Annotated in this window: 22 protein-coding genes; 6 read left to right on the forward strand and 16 right to left on the reverse strand. The window is 56.8% G+C overall.

All coding sequences use genetic code 11. The features are described 5' to 3' along the window. Positions 1–163: 163 nt before the first annotated feature. Positions 164–1,219: a tyrosine-type recombinase/integrase gene (locus HMPREF9334_RS03540; RefSeq protein ID WP_050803416.1), complete on the forward strand. Its 1,056-nt coding sequence runs from the start codon at positions 164–166 to the stop codon at positions 1,217–1,219. Between the two features lie 68 nt (positions 1,220–1,287). On the opposite strand, the gene HMPREF9334_RS03545 is transcribed toward HMPREF9334_RS03540, so the two are convergent. The 12 genes from HMPREF9334_RS03545 to HMPREF9334_RS03600 form a co-directional block, all read right to left on the reverse strand. After that, a complete protein-coding gene (locus HMPREF9334_RS03545) occupies positions 1,288–2,151 on the reverse strand; it encodes a VirK/YbjX family protein (protein WP_169311786.1) in 864 nt (287 codons plus the stop codon). A gap of 54 nt (positions 2,152–2,205) precedes the next feature. After that, a complete protein-coding gene (locus tag HMPREF9334_RS03550) occupies positions 2,206–3,327 on the reverse strand; it encodes a glycosyltransferase family protein (RefSeq protein WP_006692128.1) in 1,122 nt (373 codons plus the stop codon). Continuing rightward, on the reverse strand, positions 3,324–4,544 hold the full coding sequence (locus HMPREF9334_RS03555) for an O-antigen ligase family protein (RefSeq protein ID WP_006692129.1): 1,221 nt from the start codon (positions 4,542–4,544) through the stop codon (positions 3,324–3,326). Before HMPREF9334_RS03555 ends, HMPREF9334_RS03550 begins: the two co-directional genes overlap by 4 nt. 30 nt (positions 4,545–4,574) lie before the next feature. Beyond that, positions 4,575–5,312 (reverse strand): glycosyltransferase family 2 protein, encoded by a 738-nt coding sequence (locus HMPREF9334_RS03560; RefSeq protein ID WP_006692130.1) that lies wholly within the window; start codon positions 5,310–5,312, stop codon positions 4,575–4,577. Between the two features lie 18 nt (positions 5,313–5,330). Beyond that, positions 5,331–5,840: a D-glycero-alpha-D-manno-heptose-1,7-bisphosphate 7-phosphatase gene (locus HMPREF9334_RS03565; protein ID WP_006692131.1), complete on the reverse strand. Its 510-nt coding sequence runs from the start codon at positions 5,838–5,840 to the stop codon at positions 5,331–5,333. Then, on the reverse strand, positions 5,830–6,801 hold the full coding sequence (gene rfaD, locus HMPREF9334_RS03570; protein ID WP_006692132.1) for an ADP-glyceromanno-heptose 6-epimerase: 972 nt from the start codon (positions 6,799–6,801) through the stop codon (positions 5,830–5,832). Before rfaD ends, HMPREF9334_RS03565 begins: the two co-directional genes overlap by 11 nt. Continuing rightward, a complete protein-coding gene (gene rfaE1, locus HMPREF9334_RS03575) occupies positions 6,798–7,796 on the reverse strand; it encodes a D-glycero-beta-D-manno-heptose-7-phosphate kinase (RefSeq protein WP_006692133.1) in 999 nt (332 codons plus the stop codon). Before rfaE1 ends, rfaD begins: the two co-directional genes overlap by 4 nt. Positions 7,797–7,834: 38 nt before the next feature. After that, a complete protein-coding gene (locus tag HMPREF9334_RS03580) occupies positions 7,835–9,031 on the reverse strand; it encodes a glycosyltransferase family 9 protein (protein WP_006692134.1) in 1,197 nt (398 codons plus the stop codon). A gap of 28 nt (positions 9,032–9,059) precedes the next feature. Next, positions 9,060–10,082, reverse strand: coding sequence for a lipopolysaccharide heptosyltransferase II (gene waaF / locus HMPREF9334_RS03585; protein WP_006692135.1), 1,023 nt, complete (start codon positions 10,080–10,082; stop codon positions 9,060–9,062). Between the two features lie 77 nt (positions 10,083–10,159). Next, positions 10,160–10,624, reverse strand: coding sequence for a D-glycero-beta-D-manno-heptose 1-phosphate adenylyltransferase (rfaE2, locus tag HMPREF9334_RS03590; RefSeq protein WP_006692136.1), 465 nt, complete (start codon positions 10,622–10,624; stop codon positions 10,160–10,162). 1 nt (position 10,625) lies between these two features. Further along, the gene (locus HMPREF9334_RS03595) at positions 10,626–11,615 is read right to left on the reverse strand and encodes a bifunctional heptose 7-phosphate kinase/heptose 1-phosphate adenyltransferase (protein WP_006692137.1); all 990 of its coding nucleotides are present in this window, start codon (positions 11,613–11,615) and stop codon (positions 10,626–10,628) included. Further along, a complete protein-coding gene (locus HMPREF9334_RS03600) occupies positions 11,609–13,135 on the reverse strand; it encodes an LPS-assembly protein LptD (RefSeq protein WP_006692138.1) in 1,527 nt (508 codons plus the stop codon). Before HMPREF9334_RS03600 ends, HMPREF9334_RS03595 begins: the two co-directional genes overlap by 7 nt. A gap of 181 nt (positions 13,136–13,316) precedes the next feature. Between HMPREF9334_RS03600 and HMPREF9334_RS03605 the strand changes: the two genes are divergently transcribed. The 3 genes from HMPREF9334_RS03605 (at position 13,317) to HMPREF9334_RS03615 (ending at position 15,369) form a co-directional block, all read left to right on the forward strand. Continuing rightward, positions 13,317–13,724: a hypothetical protein gene (locus HMPREF9334_RS03605; RefSeq protein ID WP_006692139.1), complete on the forward strand. Its 408-nt coding sequence runs from the start codon at positions 13,317–13,319 to the stop codon at positions 13,722–13,724. A gap of 13 nt (positions 13,725–13,737) precedes the next feature. Continuing rightward, a complete protein-coding gene (locus tag HMPREF9334_RS03610; protein ID WP_006692140.1) occupies positions 13,738–14,742 on the forward strand; it encodes a hypothetical protein in 1,005 nt (334 codons plus the stop codon). A gap of 81 nt (positions 14,743–14,823) precedes the next feature. After that, positions 14,824–15,369 (forward strand): YcxB family protein, encoded by a 546-nt coding sequence (locus HMPREF9334_RS03615; RefSeq protein ID WP_006692141.1) that lies wholly within the window; start codon positions 14,824–14,826, stop codon positions 15,367–15,369. A 113-nt stretch (positions 15,370–15,482) separates the two neighbouring features. On the opposite strand, the gene HMPREF9334_RS03620 is transcribed toward HMPREF9334_RS03615, so the two are convergent. The 4 genes from HMPREF9334_RS03620 to HMPREF9334_RS03635 form a co-directional block, all read right to left on the reverse strand. Beyond that, the gene (locus tag HMPREF9334_RS03620; protein ID WP_006692142.1) at positions 15,483–16,361 is read right to left on the reverse strand and encodes a DUF1574 family protein; all 879 of its coding nucleotides are present in this window, start codon (positions 16,359–16,361) and stop codon (positions 15,483–15,485) included. Between the two features lie 125 nt (positions 16,362–16,486). After that, positions 16,487–17,860: an MBOAT family O-acyltransferase gene (locus HMPREF9334_RS03625; RefSeq protein ID WP_245535214.1), complete on the reverse strand. Its 1,374-nt coding sequence runs from the start codon at positions 17,858–17,860 to the stop codon at positions 16,487–16,489. Positions 17,861–18,252: 392 nt separating this feature from the next. Beyond that, positions 18,253–18,720 (reverse strand): hypothetical protein, encoded by a 468-nt coding sequence (locus tag HMPREF9334_RS03630; protein WP_006692144.1) that lies wholly within the window; start codon positions 18,718–18,720, stop codon positions 18,253–18,255. Between the two features lie 53 nt (positions 18,721–18,773). Then, a complete protein-coding gene (locus HMPREF9334_RS03635) occupies positions 18,774–19,466 on the reverse strand; it encodes a class I SAM-dependent methyltransferase (RefSeq protein ID WP_006692145.1) in 693 nt (230 codons plus the stop codon). A gap of 144 nt (positions 19,467–19,610) precedes the next feature. Here HMPREF9334_RS03635 and HMPREF9334_RS03640 point away from each other — a divergent pair, with 144 nt between their 5' ends. Next, positions 19,611–20,663, forward strand: coding sequence for an efflux RND transporter periplasmic adaptor subunit (locus tag HMPREF9334_RS03640; protein WP_006692146.1), 1,053 nt, complete (start codon positions 19,611–19,613; stop codon positions 20,661–20,663). Then, positions 20,660–23,689, forward strand: coding sequence for an efflux RND transporter permease subunit (locus HMPREF9334_RS03645; RefSeq protein WP_006692147.1), 3,030 nt, complete (start codon positions 20,660–20,662; stop codon positions 23,687–23,689). Before HMPREF9334_RS03640 ends, HMPREF9334_RS03645 begins: the two co-directional genes overlap by 4 nt. The last annotated feature ends 32 nt before the right edge of the window (positions 23,690–23,721 follow it).

The following is a 23,721-nucleotide window of genomic DNA, read 5'->3' on the forward strand; positions in this document are numbered from 1 at the left end:
GTGAGCCGATAGGGGCGCTCCGAGAGCAGCCTCTCTTATATGCTCTTTTTATCACCTGTTGCTAACCCCCTCGCTCCATGCTATAATCACTTCATCGAAGAAAACGAAAGTGGGTGATTTTTTGGCAACAAACGAAGGCTACCGCAGCGGCGGCACAGCACAGATGGGCGTTCCTGCGCGGCGTGCAGAGAGTGTGCCCGGCAATGTACGGCGCATGGGCGAGGTCACGGCAAGCGTGCGGCAGGATGCCATCACGCCGGAGTATTTCATCACCCATTTTTACGAATATCTCCCGCGCTACATCGCGGGCGGTGCACCCACGGCGGACACGCGCGACACCTACGAGCTCGCGATTCGCCTGTTCCTCCACTGGTGCATGGAGCAGGGACTTCATCCACTGAACGATGTGCACGACTATCAGATCCGCGTCTACATGGAGGAGATGCGCACACGCGGCTACAGTGCGGCGACACTTATGATTAAGGGCGCGGCAATCCGCGCGTTTTACAAGGTCGCGGAGCGGCTCTCCTTCATCGCCGACAACCCCTGCGCCGACCTGCAGCTGCGCAACCCGCAGCACCTCGACGAGGACTATAAATATCTCACCGTCGATCAGATCAAGGAGATCTGTGAAGGGCTTGCGGCAGATAAGAACGCGCTGCGTCGCCTCCGCAACCTCCTCATCGTCTACCTCATGGGAGTCGAGGGGCTGCGCGTCGTCGAGGTCATGCGCCTCTCGGACGAGGACATCGACTGGCAGCGTGGACGCATCGAGATACGGGGCAAGGGACACGCGGGCATCATCTACCCGTGCGAGGAAACCTTTCAACTCCTCAAGGCATACATCGAAACACGCGGTGCCATCCCGCCCGAGAATCGCCTCACGCCGACCATCATCTCCTGCTCGCCGAACAATCGGAACGGGCGCATCACGCGTGTCGGCATCCGCTACGTCATCAACAAGGCACTGACGGATGCGGGGCTGAAACAGCCCGGCTATGCCTGCCACCTCTTCCGCCACAGCTGCGGCACAAATCTCTATCAGGAGACAAAGGATCTGCGCGTCGTACAGGAGACCTTGCGCCAGCGCAGCCCAAAGGTCACCGCAAAATATGCCCACGTTCACGACCGCATGGAGAAACGGTACACCGGCGGCATCTCGCCCGGAATGAATGTTGAAGGGATGCAGCAAACAATGAAAGCGACAGAAGAAACATAAACAAAACTATAAAAGCCCGCCTGTGAGCACATTGCTTCCACAGCCGGGCTTTTTCACATTTCTCTACGTCACTGCAAGATCTCTCCGATGCGCTCCATTACCTCCCGATCAATGTCATCCAACATAGCAAACCGCCGCCGATAGACGGCACGCTTACGCGTCGGTACTTCCTCCATCGTCTTGCGCTTCTCGATGAGGGGGAGCTCCATAAATCGTCTGTCCTCTGTGTCCGTCCCTCCCGCCTCACGCCAAAATTCGCTAAAATCCGTCTTGAGCTTCCGATCGACGCGCACATGGTTGTTCGCATAGTAGCCTTCGTTCGTTACGGCGTAGATCCGCCCGAGCCCCAAACTACGTGCAACTGCCTGCGCGATGTAGAGTACGAGATTTTTCGTCCGATAGCTGTGACATGCCTTTGTCGCCTGCTTGACCACATCGCGTGCATCCTCCATATTCGGTCCCTGCATCGCCCCAATCCACATAGCGGGTGTTCCATCAACAGCGGGAGCAATCCAAAAGATAATCTGATAGAGCGAGGCCTCTCCCAAGCGCAGGATGACAGACATGAGACCTTCCTTGCGCTGCCCGTAGTCAAAAAACAGTGCCGCAGTCAGTTCCACCCCCATACATTCGGGCCCTGTCCACAATGGGAGGGATTCCCGCTGATAGAGCGGAAGGAGCACATCCTCACGCAGCTTCCCACGCAAAAACTGCATATGCTTCTCTACGATGCGCACACGTTCATCAAACGTCGATTTGTTATAAAAGAAAGCGCGCGTCGGCTGCTCATAGACAAAGGGATATATGTCCGCGAGCTTTGACAGCATCGTATCTTTTCGGAAAAACGCATCAAGCTCCTGCAGCTTTCCACGATGCAGCCATGCGCGTACACAGAATATGATCGCCCGCCGCACTTCGCGAGGATTCTCCATGTCATAGATCTGTTTCGATAGTTGATAAAAGGATTGCACCAATCCACCCCCATCTTAGCCCAGCAAGTTCCGAATAAAATTCGCCCTGCTGTATTTTTCCGAAGCACAGCGCAGCTGCGCCGCATAATGTTCCTTCCGCTCAGAAAAGCGATTGACGAATTCCTCCATCCCACACAGAAATGATTCATAGCTGCCCATGTCCACGATCTCGCCAATGTCAAATTCTGCAAGAATCTCCGGATTCAGCACATCTGTTGTGATGACCGGCTTATGAAAACCAATTGCCGTAAAGTAGAGTGCACTCCAGTTATAGAGATAACGCTCTGCTGTATAGGGCAGGAACAACACATCGACAGAAGCAATTGCCTCGTACCATAAGGCACCGATAAGTTTTTCTGTCAGCACCGTAATCGACGAATGCGACCGATACCGCTCCACCAATGCCCCCACATCCGCGCGATCCGCAGTCGTTGTCGGAGCCGCCTGCAAAACGAATTGCACAGGGCGCGTGAACCGCCCTTCCTCGGCTGCACGCAGAAACCACGCGAGCTTTTTCTCCCCCCTACGATAGTGCCCGAAAAACCCGATGCGAAGAGCATCATCTGTCCGCTTTGCTTGCATAACAGACGGTGCCATAACTGGCGGAGCAATCAGACGCACGTTGTCTGGTCGCTGTGCACCAAAATCATCCCGCAGCGTGGTGACACAGAACCGGATGTTTCGATAGGGCTGGCACGAACGTGCCGCCTTTAAGAATTTCGGCATTTCCTGTGGGTTCACACCGAGAAAGATAAAGTACACGGGCACAGAACTATGCCGCAGCGAGCTCTTTTTCAGCGCACGCAGATAACGATAGGTCGCCGTCGTAAGCAGCACGGCATCGATCCGCTCGCGCATGATTGCCTCTGCCATCGCGTTGAACCATTTTACTCTTCGATATTCCCTCTGCACGGAGAGCCAGATCTTTTTGAGCCGACCCGCGCCATCGTAGCTGACGATGCGGCCTCCCCCCAGCTCACATAAAGGCACATGAAAATCACGTCCCAAATCTGTGCCCATCGGCAAAAAGAGGATGGGGTCGTGCCCCTCCTCTTTCAAGGTCTCTATGATGATATGGTCAAATTCGAGTTCAAATCCGCCATCGGCTTTCACCGTTTCCAGTATTGCAACTCTCACGATAACCTCCGCCCGCCCACATCAATGCGCAACCATTGGAGACACAGCCCCATGAGGAGCCAGTGCAGCTTCATCACGGCAGAGTTGCCCATGTTGTACTCGGTCAGCCCTTGGAGGAGAAGGCCCAACAGGACGGCAGGGATGAGCAGAGCCGCAATATGATGCGTTGCCTGCCATGTGCCGAAGCCATAGGAAAAGCACGCCCACCAGAAGAAGAGCAGTGCCAAAATGCCGATCGTACCGCACTCGGCTAGCATATGCATGATATTGTTGTGCGCGTGTGTGAGCTCGCGCTCCTTTGCCTCCGGCAGGATGTAGTGTCCCTGGTACTCCGCCTTAAACCGCGCAAATCCGATGCCGACCGCCGGATGATCCTCAAACATATGGGTCGCGCTTGTCCAGAGCAGGAACCGCTCGGAGTTGCTCTGCATCTTCATATCGCCAATCGTTGCAAACCGGGACGAGAGTGCCGGTGTCAGGGCAAAGATACCGGCAAAGACGAGCAGAACGGCGAGCGCACCGGCAAGAAATTTCTTCTTCTCACGCACGAGGAATGCGGCGCAGACAAATACCGTGATCGGAACACCGACCCACGCGCCGCGCGTCCCATTGAAGAGGAGTGCAAGGCACCCGAGCCCGAGCGCGATGGCGGCGGGCAGACGATAGCGAGCGTCCATGCGGCCGCTCAAGAGGAGCAGGACGAGGGCAGGGATCAGCATCGAGAGGAAGCCGCCTACCGACATATAGATGGAGAAGCCCGATGCTCTGTAGTTTCCCTGCACCAGCCCCTGAAAGGTGATCGCAAGGTCATTGATGACAAAGGATACCCCGACAAACACGGCAATGAGTGCCAGCCGCCGTTTCTCCCAGACCATCAGCAGAACGGCATACAGCCCGATCATGCGATAGCCGTAATGATCGCCGAAGGTTCGGAGACTGTGTGACACATCGCTCGAAAAGAGCGACGTAAAAACGATCGCCCCCATCAGGATCAGAAGTGCCACACGGATCCGTCCGTCCGGCAGGGCGTTGAGCAGATCGTCGTGTTTGCGCCAGACACGCAGGAGCAGAACAGCAACCAGTGTCCCCAAAAAGACATTCGCAGCTGCGATGGAGATATTACTGAACAGCGCGAATCCACAGAGCAGATAGAACGCCCATGTGTGTATGCGCTCCACATCCATGCTGCGCCATCTCAATCCTTTGCCCGAAAACATACAACCCCTCTTCTCTCTGCAGCATCTATCTCACTGCTCCATGTAACGGAGCTTGACATACTTTACCATTGTATAAAATCCGTGGAACATCGCCAGGATAAATCCAAGCCGCCCGTCCAGAGCCCCGCGTTGAAGAATATAGAAGCGAAAAAAAGCAAACGGCGGGTCAAACAGGATCTTGAGGAACGAGGCACGCTTCCCCTCAGCGTAATGACGCTCTGCCATGAGCGTTGTATACTGATTGAGCTTTTGGAAATAGTGCTCCCACGTTGTATAGGTGTAGTGCAGGAGACTCCCCTTCAGCCGCCGCACGGGGAGCGCGGACTCCGTCCGCTCGTGGACGAGCCCCTCCCAGCGCACCGCATCGCGCGGGAAGAAGCGGCGCGGATAGTCCGGTCGGTGACCGCCGTAGTACATACGCTGTCCAAAGGCGACATTGATGCGCTTGATCTCGTAGACCGCGCGTGCATTCTCCGCTATGATGCGGTGCAGCTCAGCCTCCGTCTCCGGCTGAACGCGCTCGTCCGCATCCACATAGAGTACCCAGTCTGCGTCCGTCTGCGTCAAGGCAAAGTTGCGCTGCCCTGCAAAATCGCCCGCGAGCGGATGGGCAACGACACGCGCCCCTGCCGCCCGAGCAAGCTCTGCCGTACGATCCGTGCTCTCATCATCGATCACAAGGATCTCATCGGCAAATGACGCACTCTCGATGCACGCCCCAATATGCTGCTCCTCGTTATGGGTGAGTATAATGACGGCAAGCTTCACGCGACTACCTCCTCTCTGTTACCTCTCTGCCTCCACCGCATTTCGCACGCAGTACAAAAGGCTTCCGCCCGCATAGTGCACGCCCCGCACACCCGCAGCCTCGGCGGCGGTGACATCGCTCGCCGCATCGCCAAAGAGGAACGAGACAGCAGGGTCGATCTCATGCTCTGCGATTGCTCTGAGGATCATGCCGGGCGCAGGTTTGCGGCAGTCACATTGTTTCGCATATGCGGGCACAGATCCCTCTGTATGGTGGGGACAGTAGTAGAATGCATCGATGTGCGCGCCGTGTATCGCAAGCTCCGCATTCATCCAGTCATGCAGATGGTGTACGGCATCCTCATCATAGTAGCCGCGTGCAATACCACTCTGGTTCGTGACAACGATAACGAGATAGCCGTGCACATTCGCCCAGCGGATTGCTTCAATCGCCCCCTCGATCCATACAAAGTCCGCGAGATCGTGGAGGTAATGCACATCAACGTTGAGCGTGCCGTCGCGGTCGAAAAAGATCGCCTTATTCGGCATACGAAAAATACCCGCCAGCATTCAAGAAATCGCAGTACTCCTTGACCGCCTCCTCCATCGGTGTGAAGCCGCCGTCGTAGCCTGCCGCGAGGAGCGCCGTCGTATCCGCCTGCGTATAGTTCTGGTACTTGCCGCGCAGCACCTCGGGGAAGTCGCGATAGACGATTCTTCCCTTGCCGAGTGCCGCGATGACGGCGCGCGCCGCCTCGTTGTAGCTGTGCGCGACACCCGTGCCGCAGTTGTAGACACCGCTCTCGCCGCCGTTCTCGAAGAAATGCAGATTCACGCGCACGACATCACCGACATAGACGAAGTCACGCCGCTGCTCACCGTCTGCAAGCCCATCCGTCCCACGGAAGAGGCGTGCCTCGCCCATCTCCATAATCTGGTGATAGAGCTGATAGAAGATCGACGCCATCTTGCCCTTGTGATGCTCCTGGGGACCATAGACGTTGAAGTACCGCAGACCGACAATCGGACTGCGCGCCTCGGGGATGACCTGCCGCACGTAGCGGTCAAACGCGAGCTTTGAGAACGCATAGGGATTGAGTGCGTCCTCGCAGCGCCCCCCCTCCGTAAACCCATTTTTTCCCCCGCCATAGGTCGAGGCGGAGGAGGCATAGAAGAACGGGATGCGCGCGCCCATCGCAAAATGTAGGAGTGCCTTGGAATAAGAGTAGTTCTCCTTCATCATATAGTTGACATCGTACTCCATCGTATCCGAGCACGCGCCCTCATGAAAGATCGCGTCGATGTCCGTCCCATCGAAGTCCCCATCCTCCACGAGGCGCAGAAAGTCATCCTTTTGCTGATAGTCGATGAAGTGCAGTCCGCGCAGATTCTTGTAGTTCTCGCCGTCCCCGAGATCGTCGACAATGAGAATGTCCTTGTGTCCGCGCTGATTGAGTGCGTGGACGAGATTGCTGCCGATAAAACCGGCACCGCCGGTAACAATAATCATCCATTTGCCCCTTCCTGATGGTCGAGCACCTGCAGCAGTTCCTCTCTGCTGACCGCATAGGTACCGAGTTTCGAGACGACAACGCTCGCCGCAACATTGGCAAGATATGCCGCGTCCGCAGGCTTCAGCCCCCCCGCAAGCCCAAGGCCGAACACGGCGATCACCGTATCGCCCGCACCCGAGACATCGAAGACCTCCTGTGCCTTCGTCGGGATATGGGCGACCTCCTCACCGTGGATCAGCGAAAGCCCCTTCGCCGAGCGCGTGAGGACGACATTGCGGATGCCAAATTTGCGCATCGCGTAGCGTGCTGCCTTCTCGACCTCGAAATCCTTGTTTGCGATCGGCTCAAGCATGATCTCATTGATCTCCTTGATGTTCGGCGTGAGGTAGTCGGCCTCCTTGTACTTCAGCCACTGTGCACCCTTCGGGTCGACGATGACAGGCACGCCGTGATCGTGCGCCGCGCGGATGATGTGCTGGCACGCGAACTCCGTGCACGAGCCCTTGCCATAGTCCGAGATGATGACGCAGTCCATGCTCTCGTTGAGTTTTTGATCAATATAGGCGAGGTACTTCTGTGCGTAGTCACCATCAATTGGGCTCGCGTCCTCAAAGTCGAGCCGGAGCATCTGCTGATGACCGCCGATGATGCGGATCTTCGTCGTGGTCGGACGATCCGTATGGATGAGCCCGCTGTAGTCGATGCCGCGGGCGGCAAATTTCTCAAGGAGACTCTTGCAGTGTGCGTCCTCGCCCACATAGCCCGCAATGCTGACATTCGTTCCGAGGAGCGCGAGGTTGTGCGCGACGTTCGCCGCGCCGCCGAGGGTCTCGCGCGTGCCCGTCACATGCGTGATCGGCACGGGTGCCTCGGGGGAAATGCGCGTGACCTCGCCAGAGTAATACTTATCAAGCATAACATCGCCGACGACGAGGATGTTGCTGCGCACACTCTTCTCCGCGACCGTTTCGCGGATCTTTGCCATATCCATGAGAACGCTCCTATCTGTTATGAAAAATACCAAAAATATCAATCAAACCCATGTGCCTTGATGCCGTCGGGCAGGACAGGGCGGACAAATCGGCCCGCCGCCCCCTTCGGCGCAAGGACAAACGCGCCGTCCACCTGCTCCACGACGCGCGTCTCGAAATCCGCCGCACGGGACAGTTCGTGCGCAGGTGTCTCCCCAAACTCCCTGAGCATCTGATCCGCATATTTCAAGATCAGGTCGGGCGGCATGCGCTTCATACACTGCATGTGCTCATCGCCCGTCAGCGGGCATTCGTGCAGACGGCACGGATGGCACGGCACAGGAGCACGCACGGAAATACTCTTTGCATCATAGGGGTAGAATCCCGGGATCGGCGACGCACCGAACATACAGAGGACGGGGACGTTCATCGCCACACCGACGTGCATCGGCCCTGAGTCCGTTGTGATGAAGAGAATACAGCGGCTGAGAAGCCCCGCGAGTACACCGAGGCTGACCTTCCCGGTGAAGATGTGCAAATGCGGATGATCCTTCTGCCGCATCTGTGCGCGGCACGCTGCGACCATCTCCACATCCATCGGACCGCCCATCACGGCAAGATGATAGCCGCGTGCGAGGTAGTCGTCGGCGACCTCTGCAAAATAGGCATCCTCCCAACGCTTCGTCCGCCAGCTCGCGCCGATGTTGAGCGCAATCACCTTGTCCGTCGGGGCAAAATGCTCCGCCCAGAGCCGCGCCGCTTCTTTTTCGGCGGCGGGCGGCAGCCACATCTCAAGCCCTGCATCGTCGACTTCGCCAATCACCCCCGCCGCGCGAAGCGCAGCATAGTGCGAGTGAACCTCGTGCATGATCGGATGCTGATCGGGGCTGACATGATCGAAGAAAAAAGAGAAGCCCGGCTTCGTGTAGCCTACAATGCGCTTGCCGCCGCTCAGTGCCGCAAGTGCGGAGGAGCGCTCGTTGCGGTGCAGATTGATGACGAGGTCGTATTTCTGCTTTCGTAGCCGACGTGCGAAGCGCAAGATGCCAAGGAGGCTCTTGTCCCGCCCCTTCTTGTCGATCAGCAGACACTCATCAATGTTCCGATTTTCCTGCACGATATCCGCAAGGATCCGATCCGCGAGGAGGGTGATGCGCGCCTCGGGATAGTTGTGCCGCAGCGTGCGCAGGACGGGCGTCACAAGCATGAGATCACCGAGATGCATGAGGTTAATGACGAGGATGTTCCGATACAAACTTACAATCCCTCCAACCACCGTAATTTCATCGCTGTAGCAGGGGGCGCATCTTTGCCGCGACCTCATCCGGTGTGATCGCAGCGAGGCAGTCCAGCCTCTTCGGACACGCACGCTTCCAACAACCACGGCAGGAACGATCGACCTCGATCGCATTTTGGAGCTGCCCATAGGGGCCATTGCGATTCGCGTCCGTCGGCCCCATCAGCATGACCGTCGGAACACGCAGCCCCGCCGCAAGGTGAACGGGTCCCGTATCACCGCCGAGAACAAGTGCCGCACGCGTGAAGACGTGTGCGAGCTGCTTGAGATTCGTCCGCCCGACCAGATTCACGGGCGGGATCTCAGACGCACGCATAATGTCCTCTGCAAGCGTCTCATCGAGGCGGCCGCCGCCAACGAGCACAGGCACATAATGTGCATGGTAGAGACGCTCTGCGAGCGCGGCGAAATGCTCCACCGGCCAGCGTTTGTTCGGCCAGTTTGCACCGATGGCAAAGGCAACAAATGCACGCCCCTCCGACACGCCCTCACGCGCGAGCAGTGTCTCTGCCGCCATGCGGTCACGCGCGGAGACCGCAACGGGAAAACGCACCTCACGCACCGCACAGCCAAGCGCACGCGCTACGTCGAGATAGCGTTCGACGATATGTCCGCTCGCGTGTGCCCCACGTACGGGACGACTGACGAGATGTGCGCCCTCGCGCATATTCGCCGTGCCGATACGGAGCTTTGCACCTGCATTCCAAACGATTGCAGCCGATTTGAACAGCCCCTGCAGATCGAGTGACGCATCGTAGTGACGCACGCGCAGACGCTTGCGAAAGGGACCGATCTCGTGCAGGAATCCGCCGATGCTGCGGAACTTCGCCTTCTCGAACAGGATGAGTTCGTCGATGTACGGATTGTCCTCAAGGATCGCGTACGCCGTCGGCTCGACCACCCATGTCAGATGTGCGTTGGGATACTGCTCCTTGATGGCATATGAAACGGGCAGAGCATGAATCACGTCGCCGATCGCGCTCAGTTTCACGACCAGAATGTTCTCCATGCCCTGCCCTCCTTTGGTATTCACAAGTTTTCTGATATGCCGAAAAATATATAGTGCAGAGATAGTGCGATGCCTTACTACTTCCGCCCCAGCCTTGCAATCATCCTCGTTGTCGACTTCCCCGCGACAAGCGGGATAAATGCCACCTCGCCGCCATAGCTCTCGACAATGCGTGCCTCAGGCAGCGTCTCAAGGGTATAGTCGCCGCCCTTTGCATAGACAGCGGGCTGTACCTTTGCGATCAGGTCCTCCGCCGTATCCTCGCCGAAGATCACAACATAGTCCACCGACTTCAGCGCACCCACAACCTCCGCGCGATCCGCCTCGCTGTTCACGGGGCGCGTCTCCCCCTTGAGACGGCGCACGGACGCATCGCTGTTCAGCCCGAGGATGAGTACATCGCCAAGCGCACGCGCCGCCGCAAGATAGCGCACATGCCCCGCGTGGAGGATATCAAAGCAGCCGTTCGTAAAGACAACGCGTGCCTCTCCTTCGCGCAGCGCGGCGGCAAACGCCGCAATCCGCTCATTTGGAATCAGCATATCAGCACGCCCCCTCTGCTGCAAACACAGCGGCACGCAGTTCCTCCTGCGCAACCGTCGCTGTCCCGCGTTTGCGTACGGCAATCCCCGACGCGATGTTGCTGAGCCGCGCTGCTGTCAGCGGCACAACACCCGCTGCGAGCCCGAGAATCATGACCGCGACGCAGGTATCGCCTGCACCCGACACATCGAAGATCTCACTGTGATCGCTGACGGGAATATTCGTCGCCGAACCATCCGCAAGGAAGAGCGTCATTCCCTTGTCCCCGCGCGTAATCAGCACACCGTCCGCAGAGAGCCGCTCCCGCAGCTCGTGCCCCGCCGCGTGGATCTCCTCCTCGGAGAGCAGCGTGCGCTCCAGTGCCGCCGCAAGCTCCGCGTCGTTCTGCTTAACGTAGCCAATGCCCGCGTAGGAGAGGATGTCATAGCGCGAGTCCACAATGCTCGGAATCCCCAGTCTGCGCGTCTCCTCGATGACGAGGCGGCGCACGCGTGCCGTCACGGTTCCTGAGCCGTAGTCCGAGAGCACAACACCGCACACCTGCGGCAGGAGCTGCCGAATGCGTGCGAGCAGAGCCTCTTCCGTCTCCGCATCAAGGGGCGCATGCCACTCGCGGTCGACACGCACGATCTGTTGGCTGACCGTCGCGCGTCCACCCGCGATGATGCGTGTCTTGGTGATCGTCGGATATGCGTCCGCACGGACGAACTCCGTCCGCACCCCATTTGCACTAAGCACGGCGAGAAGTGCGTCGCCGCTGCGCTCCGTTCCACAGACCCCCACGGCGTACGCCGTACCTCCGAGCGTCGCCGCATTGTTCGCGACATTTGCCGCACCGCCCGCAACCACACGCTCCTCGCGCTGCTCCAGCACAAGTACGGGGGCTTCACGCGAGATCCGTGCAATCGTGCCGTCAAGGTAGACATCCGCCACCATATCCCCAATGATGAGTACAGGCGCATCTGCCATCTGCGCGAGTGCATTTACCATGGCGTAAACTCCCATTTGACCTTCCACGAATCCTGCTTCGAACGATAGCGCAGGATGATCTGCGAGCAGTGCAGATCGTGGAACCAGTAATAGTCCACATCCGTCCATTCCCGTGGCTCAACGGCATACTTCGTCCCCACCGCAATGCGGTTGTGTTCATCAATGCGATAGCTCAGCCCCGTCTGCAAAATCCGCGAGTAGTCTTCCTGATCGAAAGCAAAGAGCGAATTCTCCTTCGAACTCTTGGAGTACAGGCCTCCGATGTACGCCGCAAAACGCTCGTTGAACGGCTTCGTGAGGAACACGCTCGCATTGAACCCCTGTACGCGCGAACTGTCATAGCTCTCACGCGTGATGGAGTACCCTCCCGCGAGATCGAGCCGATACCCATGAAAGCGGATCGTATCATGAGCGAGCGAGACACCGTATTTCCAGTGGTTGCTGTGAATCCCGTCCGAATACCAACGTCCGTACTCCGAGTATAGGTTGTAGGTGACCGGCGTCTTACCGACGCGATGCCCATAGCCGAGGATGAACGAGGGCTGCTTCTTAATCCAGTCGTCATCCCCGTCGTCGAACACACCATAGGTCAGGACAGCACTCGCACCACCGTTTTGCCAGCCGAGATCGTAGTGACTGCGCCAGCCCTTGTTGGTCGTCACATAGAGATTCGCACTCGCCGTGACGCGCGGTGCAATATCATAGTCGAATGTCTGCTCAACCCAAAGGCCATCCTCGCTGTCATAGCCCGCCGTCGGAAAGTTCCGCTGTATGGGGCTTGCCACATCGACCACATACCGCTTCTTCTTGAAAATAACCTTGTTCTTGATCCAGAATTTTACATTCGTGAGCACAAGTTTGTCGCCGGGATAGAACTCCGCCACATCGGCGCTCAGGTGGTAGTCCGGCTTTTCGGCGGAGCACTTCGTCTGCGTACCGTCATACACCACGACCTTGTCCGGGTAGAACTCGAATCGTTTGCCCGTCATATAGTAGCCGCCGACCTTGCCCTTGGCATCTGCCATCGTGCCTTCGCGCGTCTTGTAGTTGTAGTTGATGCGGTAGCCGTCGAGCGTCACCCGTGACTGCCCCTGCGTCAGCTGGAGTATATGCGCACGATCCGGGACTGCGACCGCGCCAGAAACCGTATTGCCCTCCACATAGTCGCCCTGAAAACGCCGCGCCTCGAGCTGCACAATATCCACATGTCCCTTTGCCGTGAAGTCACCCGTGCGCTCGTCATAGGTCAGATCATCACCCTCGAACGCGACCGGTGACGGTGCATCCGCCGTCACGGGATGGCGCAGATGCTTCGCCATCTCCTCCACATCCGCGAGCAGCTTCTTCTGCTCGTCCGTAAGACGGTTCGCACGCTCCTCCCGCCGCTCGTTCTCGATGAAATCCAAATGCTGAAACCCGGTATCTGTGTCCCCGCGATAGGCGGCATCAACGCCGCTCGGCAGCACGGTACAGGCAGCGGTCAGTGCAAGTAGGATGCGCGTTTTTGTAGCCTTGGTCATCGGCGCGTTCTCCTGTCTTTTACAAAGATTTCGTTCGTCATTATACTACATCATAAACGGAATTTTCGCAACCGAAAAGAGCGCGTACACAGCGCATTTCCCCTCATCCAATATAAATTTGACGCACAAAAACTTTTCCACTATAATAGTTTTGATTTCAGTAAAGGAGGCGAGCGCAGGAATGCAGCACTTAACAGTAGGCGGATTTCTGCTTGCTGTCACTTTATGCATCGCGGGAGTGGGGCACTGTGCGACGGCAGAGGATATGCGCTTTGTCGATGCGGAGGAGGATACAGGCTATTACGTTGACGCCGCGAGCATCGTCCGCGTCTCGGACACGGAGCGCGATGCCGTTGTCGCCGTTGTCAAGGCGGCAGAGAACCGCCGCTACGTTTATCGTACGCGCCTCTACCCGCAGACAGGAACGTATCAATTCGTCTCCGCACAGGTCGAGGTCTATGATACAAAGGAAGTTCTGCACACGACGCAGGGGATGGATGTACCGCAGCGGTACACCCCCGATTCACCTCTCAGAAGCATTGCAGACTTCATTGAAGAGCTGCTGACAAAGAAGCAGCAGACACGATAGGAGGAGATCATTCATGCAGCAGAAAATCTGTGCACTCGTACTGACCTTCATACTCGCGCTCACATCTTTCGGTACGGCACTCGCCGCAGAACCGCCGAACGCCGTCCAGTCGAAACTCGCACTCATCGAGCAGGACACCTACGGACAAGAGCAGACGGGTGCGCTCATCGACCGCATCAACAAGCTTGAACGCGACTATGACGGCAAGCACCGTACGGGCAGCCTGATGGCACGCATCGATGCCATCTACGACGAGGTCTACACGAACAGCACAAGTCCGTCCGTCCTCATGAACCTCAACGCGATTGAGTGGAACATCAACCACGAGACAAGCCTGCGCTCCGTACAGGAGCGCGTCAGCGAGATGGAGGTCGCGCTTCTCGGCAAAACCTCCGAGGGCACGTTCCAAAAGCGCATCTCCGCCCTCTCGGAGGCATCCTTCGGCACGAAGGAGATCCCCGTCAGCCCCGTCTCCGTTCCCGCGAACACCCTCGTCAAGGTCGCACTCGTGACCCCCGTCAACGCCAAGAATCTCAAGGTCGGCGACACCATCGAGTATCAGGTCGCGGATGATGTCTTTGTCGGTGATGTCCTCGTCTTCACGAAGGGCTCGCGCGGCGAGGGTACGGTCACGAAGGTAAAGCAGGCGAAGAACTTTGGCCGCAACGCCGCCGTTGACATTGACTTCAAGAACACAAAGGCACTCGACGGTACCTACGTCACCACCTTCATCGGCGAAGAGGCAAAGAAGGAAATGCAGCACCTCGCCATGGCGGCGGGTGCATCACTCGCGGGCATCGCCGTCCTCGGGCCGCTCGGTGTGGTCGCGGGCGCATTCGTCCACGGCAAGAACATCGACCTGCCTGCCGGCACCGAACTCTACATCCAGACGAAGGCCGACACAACCGTCTACGGCGTACAGACCACCTACGACAGTGCCGCCCCGTTCCAGGCTGTGACGGCCTCCTCCTCACATGATGAGAACTACGATAACAGCGTCTATGACGATAAAGTGTAACATTTCTAACAAACTCCACACCTGTCACGCCTTATAAAGCGCAACAGGTGTGGAGTTTTTATTGGACTCGGAGGATAATTTTTGTTCAAATTCACATTTGATTTCACAGAGGAGGATGCAATTCACTTCGCACTCTTTTACATTCTGAATACACCATTGTTCAAATGGGCAAATCGAGTGGCGCTCGCTCTCCTGCTGACGATCCCGCTGCTCCCCATCCTGTTTTTTCTCCAAGATCTCCTGAGCGATGCCCCATGGGAGTTCGATGAGCTGCTCATACGAACCGTTCTGACCACCATCCTCTGTATTGTACTCTACCGCATTTACACCCATCTCTCGGAACGTACCGCCACACGAGACGTGCTGCGCCGCCTTGAAGCGATGCGTGCTGCGCATATGTTTGGCATCCGTATTGTCATCTTCGAGGAGATGCACATCGTCGAACGCAGGGAGCATACAGAACGCACAATCGCCTATCAGAGCATTACAGATGTGAGTCTCTCCGACAAGGGCATCTATCTCTTCACTGCACCAACAGAGGCAATCGTCCTCCCCCTGTATATCTTTGCATCGGAGGAGGAGAAAAGGCAGATCCTTGCTCTGGTTCGGGCAAAGGTGTCGCCGTAACACAAATGGACTGTTGCACGAAGGTAAATTTTGATCTGACCCCCAAAAGTTCGATACTCTAAGTCTAACTTTTGGGGGTCAGATCACGTTTGTTTCGTGCAACAGCCCCTTATTTATTCCTCGTCAAAAATAAATTTGTATTTCTCTCTAAACTCTACCGTGAATTTGTGTGCTCCTTTTTCATTGAGGTGTGATACGTCAAAAAAATATTCCGTAGGATATACAGGAATATTATAATTCACGGATATTTGATATTTATCACGCAATTGTTTCATATATTCTTGATAATCCGAAATATAGCCTCGCTTGGAAAGCATATCATATCCTGGGTTTCCCATCGGCATTTGTTCGAGATAGATTGGAATGTCATTTTCGAGACATAGCTCAATTATTTTTTCAATATAGAGGTTCATATAGGCAGCACACTTAAACACCTTGTATTTCAGTTCAGGAGGATAGACCTCTTTGATTGCTCGGTCAGCAGGTTCATAAATCATTCTTCCCTTGTGTTGTCTCGCCTTTTGATATATTCTCATATTTTCCGCTTGTTGTGAGTGAACAAGGCTCTCTACTACTTGTTTCATATACTTATTGGGCAATCTATATCTATAAGCATATGCGAGATATGTATAATTGTGACCATCATTCTCTCTTACCAGAGCAAGTATATCTCTTATTTGCTTCATGTCAAAATAGTCACACTGCATTGCCTGTTTTAACTGTTCCTCTCTAAACTCATACAAAATGAACGGTGCATATGCAACAAAAACAGCCTTAGGTTTAGGATGATTTTTCATATAGTTATCTAATGTATGATACATTTCTATGGGAGTCCCCCCAGGAACAGCAAGATTATATACATCTTTACCAAGTTCGTCTGCAAATACCGCTGCTTTAATGCGCGAATCTCCAAGAAGCAACACCTCTTGACGATCATCTTTTGCCATCACATGTTCTTTTTGTTCAACCCAGTATGAATATTCTCGATTCATATAACTTTCTTCCGGTAATCCCCATGTGAGTACATATACAATCAAAAGGAATGACACGACTAAAAAGATTATGAGGCATACATAGTTTTTTTCACTCATTTTCCTGTATCATCCTCTCTATTCTATCAAAATTGAAAATACAAGAATTCAGTATTGGAATTCATCTCACAAAGCGCAAGAAACGCAAACAAAACTGCGACAAGCAGCCATCTTTTATTCGCCCTAAAATTCTTTGCGTATTCAATTGGATTTTTCATCTTCACAAGAACAATGAATAAGAAGGACAACACACACAGTATCTCCGACAACGAGCCTGTACTGATTGACCATTGTCTAAACGGAATACAAAATCCGCCAAACAATCTCTCAATGCTCCCACCAGCCGGAAGCGCAAATCCATGTCCCCCCGCCATTGCATAAATGACATTCCACGCATCGTGAAAATTCTCCGCGCGGAAGAATACCCACAGAACGGTAACGCAAAGGAACGTCATGCCCCAGTTCACAACGTTCGGGAGAGCGATGTTCAACCTCCGCCACTGGTGGTTCACCATGAGAGCAACGCCGTGCATTGCCCCCCAGAACACGAACGTCCAGCCCGCGCCATGCCAGAGACCGATAATGAGCATGGAAACGAACAGATTGCGCATCTTTGCCCACTCCCCATGGCGATTGCCGCCGAGTGGGATATAGAGGTACTCGCGTACCCAGAGACCAAGCGTCATGTGCCATCTGCGCCAGAAATCGATGATGCTTCGCGCCTGATACGGCGAATTGAAGTTCACAGGAAATTTCAGATTGAACATAAGCCCCAGACCGATCGCCATCTCACTGTAGCCAGAAAAATCAAAGTAGAGTTGAAAGGTATAGGCGAGCGCAGCAATCCACGCCTCAAGAAGCGTAATCGTATCTGTATGCGAAAAGACATCCGCCACCCATGGCGAAAGGCGATCCGCAATCACCACCTTTTTGAACAGCCCCATGATGAAGATGGTCAGCCCGAGCGCGATATTGTGGTAGTCGATGCGAAATGTACGCTCCGCGACGAACTGCGGCATCATATCCTTGTGATTCAGAATAGGGCCTGCTATCAAATGGGGAAAAATCGTCACGAATTCGCAATAGGTCACAAACGAATGATTACGTGCCTCACCGCGATAGGCATCAATCAAATATCCCGTTTGGGTAAAGGTAAAAAAAGAGATGCCAAGCGGAAGCACAATGTGCGGCAAGTCAAAACTTGTTCCAACGACATCATTTGCCGTCGTCAGAAAGAAATCCATGTACTTGAAATACCCAAGCAGGATGACATTGATGACAATGCCAAAGATGAGCCAAGATTTCGCGTGCGTTTGCTCGATCCGCTGCCCGACAAGATAGTTGAACAGAATCGAGGCAAAGAGCAACGATACATAGCGATAGTCCCAATACCCGTAAAAAGCAAAGGATGCCAACACGAGCCAGAACGTCGCATAGTGTTTCTGCGGAAGCCTTCCCAACCAAAAAAATCCGAAAAAAGTGATCGGGAGGAACAAAAAAATGAACTCATAGGAATTGAACAGCACGGTGCGCATCCTTTCAACTTTAGATTTGTTGACAGGATAGCATAGAAGTCCCCCCCCCGCAAGACATTTTGATGTTGTATAAATAAAGCTATGTGGAGGATTTTTCGACGAAGAGAAGGAGAAAAAGGTGCGTCAAGATGGCGTGGCTGAATTTATGAGTGTTTCCTTAACGCTTCATGTGATCCCCGGCAACGGGATCGTTCTCGATGATTGTCCCGCGCCGTGTAAAGCCACATTCAAACGCCAGACATCTTTTCGCAAGCAAAAAAGCCGCCGTACGAACCTAAGTGAGATTCGTGCAGCAGCTTATATGCCATAACTGTATATCAGCGAACGAGGAACCCTGCCAGTTTCATACTTTCATCGTACGTGAGACGGTAGATGACGGCAGTCGCCTTGTAGCCCACGGCGAGCTCGCAGATAACATACCACTTGTCGCCCTCCATACCTGCGGTCATCATCGTTTTACCAACGCCCGCACGTGCTCCCCACTTCGGTGCGAACTCGGCCTTCGCCCCCGTGACCTGCTCCGCCGTCAAATGCGGACGCAGCCCTGTGGTCGCCTCCGCCTGAAGCCCCGCAATATCGTCCTTCTCAAAGCGTGTGATCGTCGCCATCACATGCTGCTCGACGACCTGCACATCAAACGGAGCCTGCACCTCTGCCGTCTGTTCCGCAGCAGGCGCCTCCGCCGCAGGTGCCGCCGTCTCTGCGGCATACACGGGGGATGCGGCATACGCACCGCCGACGATCAGAGCTGCGGCAAGCGCACGCGAGAGTTTACGAAACGTCATAAAATACCTCCTAAAAAACCAAAAAGAGACCGATGCAGCAAAGCAGATGAATCCTACTTTACACACGAGAAGCACGCAAGCGACTCCACACACTCGACCGTGACCTCACGATAGAGAGCCTTGAGCCGTGCCTCGAGCTGTTCCTTCGTATCATACGGCGGCGTAAAGAAGCCCATGCGCGTATAGAGATGCTTCACGACGAACTCCGTGCGCGGATTCCCGCCGAGCACAAAGACCGAACCCGTGAGCCGTCCGCCGGGACGCAGCACACGGTGCACCTCACTCCACGCCGCCTCCTTGTCGGGGAACGCATGAAATCCATTGATCGAGACTGCCGCATCGAAAAAGTTGTCCTCGAACGTCAGCTGTCCGACATCGCCCTCCACGAACGCGACGTTATGTACGCCGAGTGCATCCGCACGCGCACGTGCCGCTGCGAGCATCGCGGGCGAGTAGTCAAGGCAGGTGATATCCGCATTCGGCAGCTCCGCATAGACGGGCAGCGAGAGACAGCCCGTCCCGACGGGCACCTCGAGTAGTTTTCCCTCAAAGCCCTCATGTGCCGCGCGCAGGGCAAGCCCGACATAGCGGCTCACGCCATTTCTGTCCAATCCCCACACGAGCCGTGAGACGAACTTGCCCGACCACGTCGAGTACGTCATCATCCCATCGTACAGATTCGCAAGTCGCCCCACCGAATGATACGCCCCTCGAATCTTCTCATACCGCCGCAGTTCTTCGTCCATTGTGACCCCCTTTCTCACCATCATCGGATTGTATTCTAACATAAAATGCGTATCGGTTCAAATCTCCATTATATAGACACGCCCCTCTTTCAGTGGTAAAATTTAGAAAACTACGGGCGAAAACAACCGAAAGGAAGATGCACCATGCACGCGCGTTCCTACCTCACACTCATTCTCACTGCAGCACTCGCAGCATTCACGGGCTGCGGCACGGACGCAGCAAAGGAAGTACCGCCGCCCCTCGTGCGGACGATGACGGTCGGCGATGCCGCCGCGTCGGAGGGCGGTTACACGGGCACGGTGTGCGGACGCTATGAGACGCGGCTCGCCTTTCAGGTCGGCGGACAGATTCTCTCGCGCAACGTAAACGTCGGCGCACACGTCCGCGCAGGCGACGTGCTCATGGTGATCGACGCACGCGACGTGCAGCAGCAGGCGAACGCAACGAGTGCCGCCGCCCAAGCCGTGCGCTCGCGCTACGAGCTTGCACGCACGGAACGCGCGCGCTACGAGCAGCTTTACGCCGCACAGGCGATCTCGGAGGCAATGCTCGACCAGTACCGCACGAACGAACGCGCCGCCGAGGCAGCGTACCGTCAGGCAGTCGCGCAGGACACGGCGAGCCATAACGCGCTCGGCTACACAAACCTCGTCGCGGGTGCGGACGGCGTAATCTCGAACATCACGGCGGAGGAGGGACAGATCATCGCCGCAGGGCAGACGGTCATGACGCTCACGCAGGAGAGTGAGCGCGAGATCGAGATCGCCGTACCCGAGAGCCGCCTCGCAGAGGTCTCTGTCGGTATGCCCGCCGCCGTCGCCCTCTGGGCGAACAGTACCGCCTACACGGGCACACTGCGCGAACTCTCACCCGTACCCGATGCGACGACACGCACCTATACGGCGCGGATCGCCCTCACGGATGCCCCTGCAGACCTCCCGCTCGGCATGACGGCACGCGTCCGCCTCGGTGCATCCGTCCAAGAGGGTGCCGCCATTCCCCTGTCCGCGCTGTACCAAACGGGCGATACGGCGCAGGTCTACGTGGTCGAGGACGATGCGGTGCATCTCGTCCCCGTCACCGTCACGGCGTTCCGCACCAATGATGCCCTCGTCACGGGGCTGCCGCAGGGCGCACGCATCGTGACAGCGGGCGTGCACCAACTCCACGAGGGAGAGAAGGTGCGGACGAAATGAGAAACCTCACAGAGCTCTCCCTGCGCCACCGCGCACTCGTCTGGTACTTCATCATCGTCTTTGCCGTCGGCGGCATCTTTGCCTACAACGCACTCGGCCGCATGGAGGATCCCGCCTTTACCATCCGCCAGATGGTGATCTCCGCCGCATGGCCGGGCGCGAGTGCGGAGGAGATGCAGGAGCAGGTCACGGACAAGCTCGAACGGCGTTTTCAGGACACCCCGGGACTGAAGCAGATCCACAGTGAGACTCGCGCGGGACAGACCACGATCTACATTCAGTTGCGCGACGATGTGGATGCGTCGGAGATTCGCCCGACGTGGCGCGACGTGCGGAACTTCGGCGAGGACGTAAAGCGCGACCTGCCCGCAGGGGTCTATGGGCCATTCTACAACGACCGCTTCGACGATGTGTACGGCTCAGTCTACGCCATCACGGGCGCGGACTACAGCGCCGAGGAACTGCGCAGCATGGCGGAGGACGCACGCCGCCGCATCCTCGCCGTCCCGAGCGTGCAAAAGGTCGAGCTGATCGGCGTGCAGAGCGAGCGCGTCTACGTTGAGATCGCCCTCGAACGGCTCGCGCAGCTCGGCATTCCCCCGACCGCCATCACGGACGCACTCGCCGCGCAGGATGCGATGGCGACGAGCGGCAGCATCGAGACGGAGAGCGACACCGTACAGCTGCGCGCCTCGGGCGTGTTTGAAAACATCGAGGACATCCGTGCGCTCCCGATTGCGGCAAACGGAAAAATCTTTCGTCTCGGCGACATCGCAAGCATCGAGCGCAAGGCAGTTGACCCATCCGAGCCGCGTATGCTGTATAACGGTGCGCCCGCCGTCGGCATCGCCGTCTCGATGGAGGCGGGCGGCAACATCCTCGCCCTCGGCGAAAACCTCAAAGAACTGACCGCTGCGATCCAACAGGATCTCCCACTTGGCGCAGAACTGCACGAGGTGTCGAATCAGCCCGCCGTCGTCGCCCACTCCATTCACGACTTCGTCGAGACGCTCGCACTTGCGATCCTCATCGTCCTCGTCGTCAGCTTCCTCTCGCTCGGGCTGCGCACGGGGCTTGTCGTCGCCGGCTGCATCCCGCTCGTCCTCGCAGGAACATTCGTCGCGATGTACATGCTCGGCATCGACCTGCACAAGGTCTCCCTCGGCGCACTGATTATCTCGCTCGGTCTCTTGGTCGACGATGCCATCATCGCCGTCGAAATGATGAGCGTCCAGCTCGAGCGCGGCATGGGACGCTTTGACGCCGCGTGCTACGCATTTACCCAGACGGCGAAGCCCATGCTCACAGGCACGCTCATTACCTGCGCGGGCTTCATCCCCGTCGCATTCTCCAAGGGCATGGCGAGCGAGTTCTGCGCCGCGCTCTTCCCCGTCATCGGCATCGCCCTCGTATTAAGTTGGGTAGTCTCCGTTATGGTCGCGCCACTTTTCGGATACTATCTCATTCGTGTAAAAAAAGCGGACGAGGGTGTGCACGATCCGTACACGAGCCCCTTCTATCGGCTCTTTCGCCGCGTACTCACAGCATTTCTCGCACACCGCACCGCCGTCCTCGTCGGCACTGTCCTCCTCTTTGCCGTGAGCCTTGCGGCGTTCCCGCACATCAAACAGACCTTTTTCCCACCCTCCCTGCGCCCCGAGCTCCTCGTGCGCCTGACCCTGCCGCAGGGCGCATCCATGCAGGCGACAGCAGCGGAGGCGGATCGTCTCGCTGACCTCCTCGCCGCGCACAGCGACAAAATCCAGAACTACGCCGCCTACATCGGACGCTCCACACCGCGCTTCGTCCTCGCCGTCGATCCGAAGGCGGACGCGGCGAACAGTGCCCAGTTCGTCATCACCGCGAACGACACCGCCGCACGTGAGGAGCTTGCCGCCGTAATTGCAGATGCCCGCCGCAATGAACTCACAGGCGTGCGGGTATCCACGCAGTATATCCAGACGGGGCCGCCTGCTGACTTCCCCATCATGCTGCGTGTCTCTGCGCCCACGACGGACGAAGTGCGCCGTGCCGCCGAGGAGGTCGCCGCCATCACCGCCGCCGATCCCGCCGCGACGAACGTCCATCTCGACTGGACGGAGAAATCCAAGACCGTCCGCATCGACTTCGACAAGGACAAGCTGAAACTCTACGGAATCAGCGCAAAGGCTGTCAAGCAGATGCTCTACACCGAGCTGACGGGCGCACAGGCAGCAGAATTCTACACGGGCGACCGCAATATCGGCATCGTCCTGCGCCTCGCCGAGCGCGACCGCACGAACATCGAACGCCTCGGCGAGCTGCCGATTGCCACAGCGGGCGGCAGCGTTCCGCTCGCACAGATCGCCCACCTTTCCTATGGCGCAGAGGACGGCTTTATCAAGCGACACAACCTGCGCCCAAGCATCATGGTACAGGCGGAGGTCAGAGAGGGCGAGGGCAACGATGCCGCGCTGCGCATTTACAAAGCGACCGAGGAACTGCGCCGCAGTCTCCCCGCCGGCACGACCATCGAGACAGCGGGCGCGCTCGCGGACTCCGCCGACTCCATGCACTACCTCATGCAGCCGCTGCCCGCCATGATCTTCATCATCATGACCCTGCTCATGCTCCAGCTCGGCAGCATGGGCAAGATGACACTCACCCTCCTCACCGCACCGATGGGGCTGATCGGCGTTGCGTTTGCCATGCTCATCACCAACTCCGCGCTCGGCTTCGTCGCCTACCTCGGCGTGCTCGCCCTCTTCGGCATGATCATCCGCAACTCCGTCATCCTCATCGACCAGATCAAAAAACATGAGGAGGCGGGTGAGCAGCCCATGGATGCCATCATCGACTCGGCCGTCCTGCGCTTCCGACCCATCATGCTCACTGCCGCTGCCGCCATCCTCGGTATGCTCCCACTCATGCGCAGCATCTTCTGGGGGCCGATGGCGGTCGCCATCGCGGGAGGACTGATTGTGGCAACGGTGCTGACACTCTTGGTACTGCCCGTCATGTATGCCGTCGCGTATCGGGTGAGATAGTAGGCGGTCAGAGCCATCAACCACGAAAAAGG

Origin of the sequence: Centipeda infelix ATCC 43532, from assembly GCF_000234095.1 — a bacterium.
Taxonomy (GTDB): Bacteria; Bacillota; Negativicutes; order Selenomonadales; family Selenomonadaceae; genus Centipeda; species Centipeda infelix.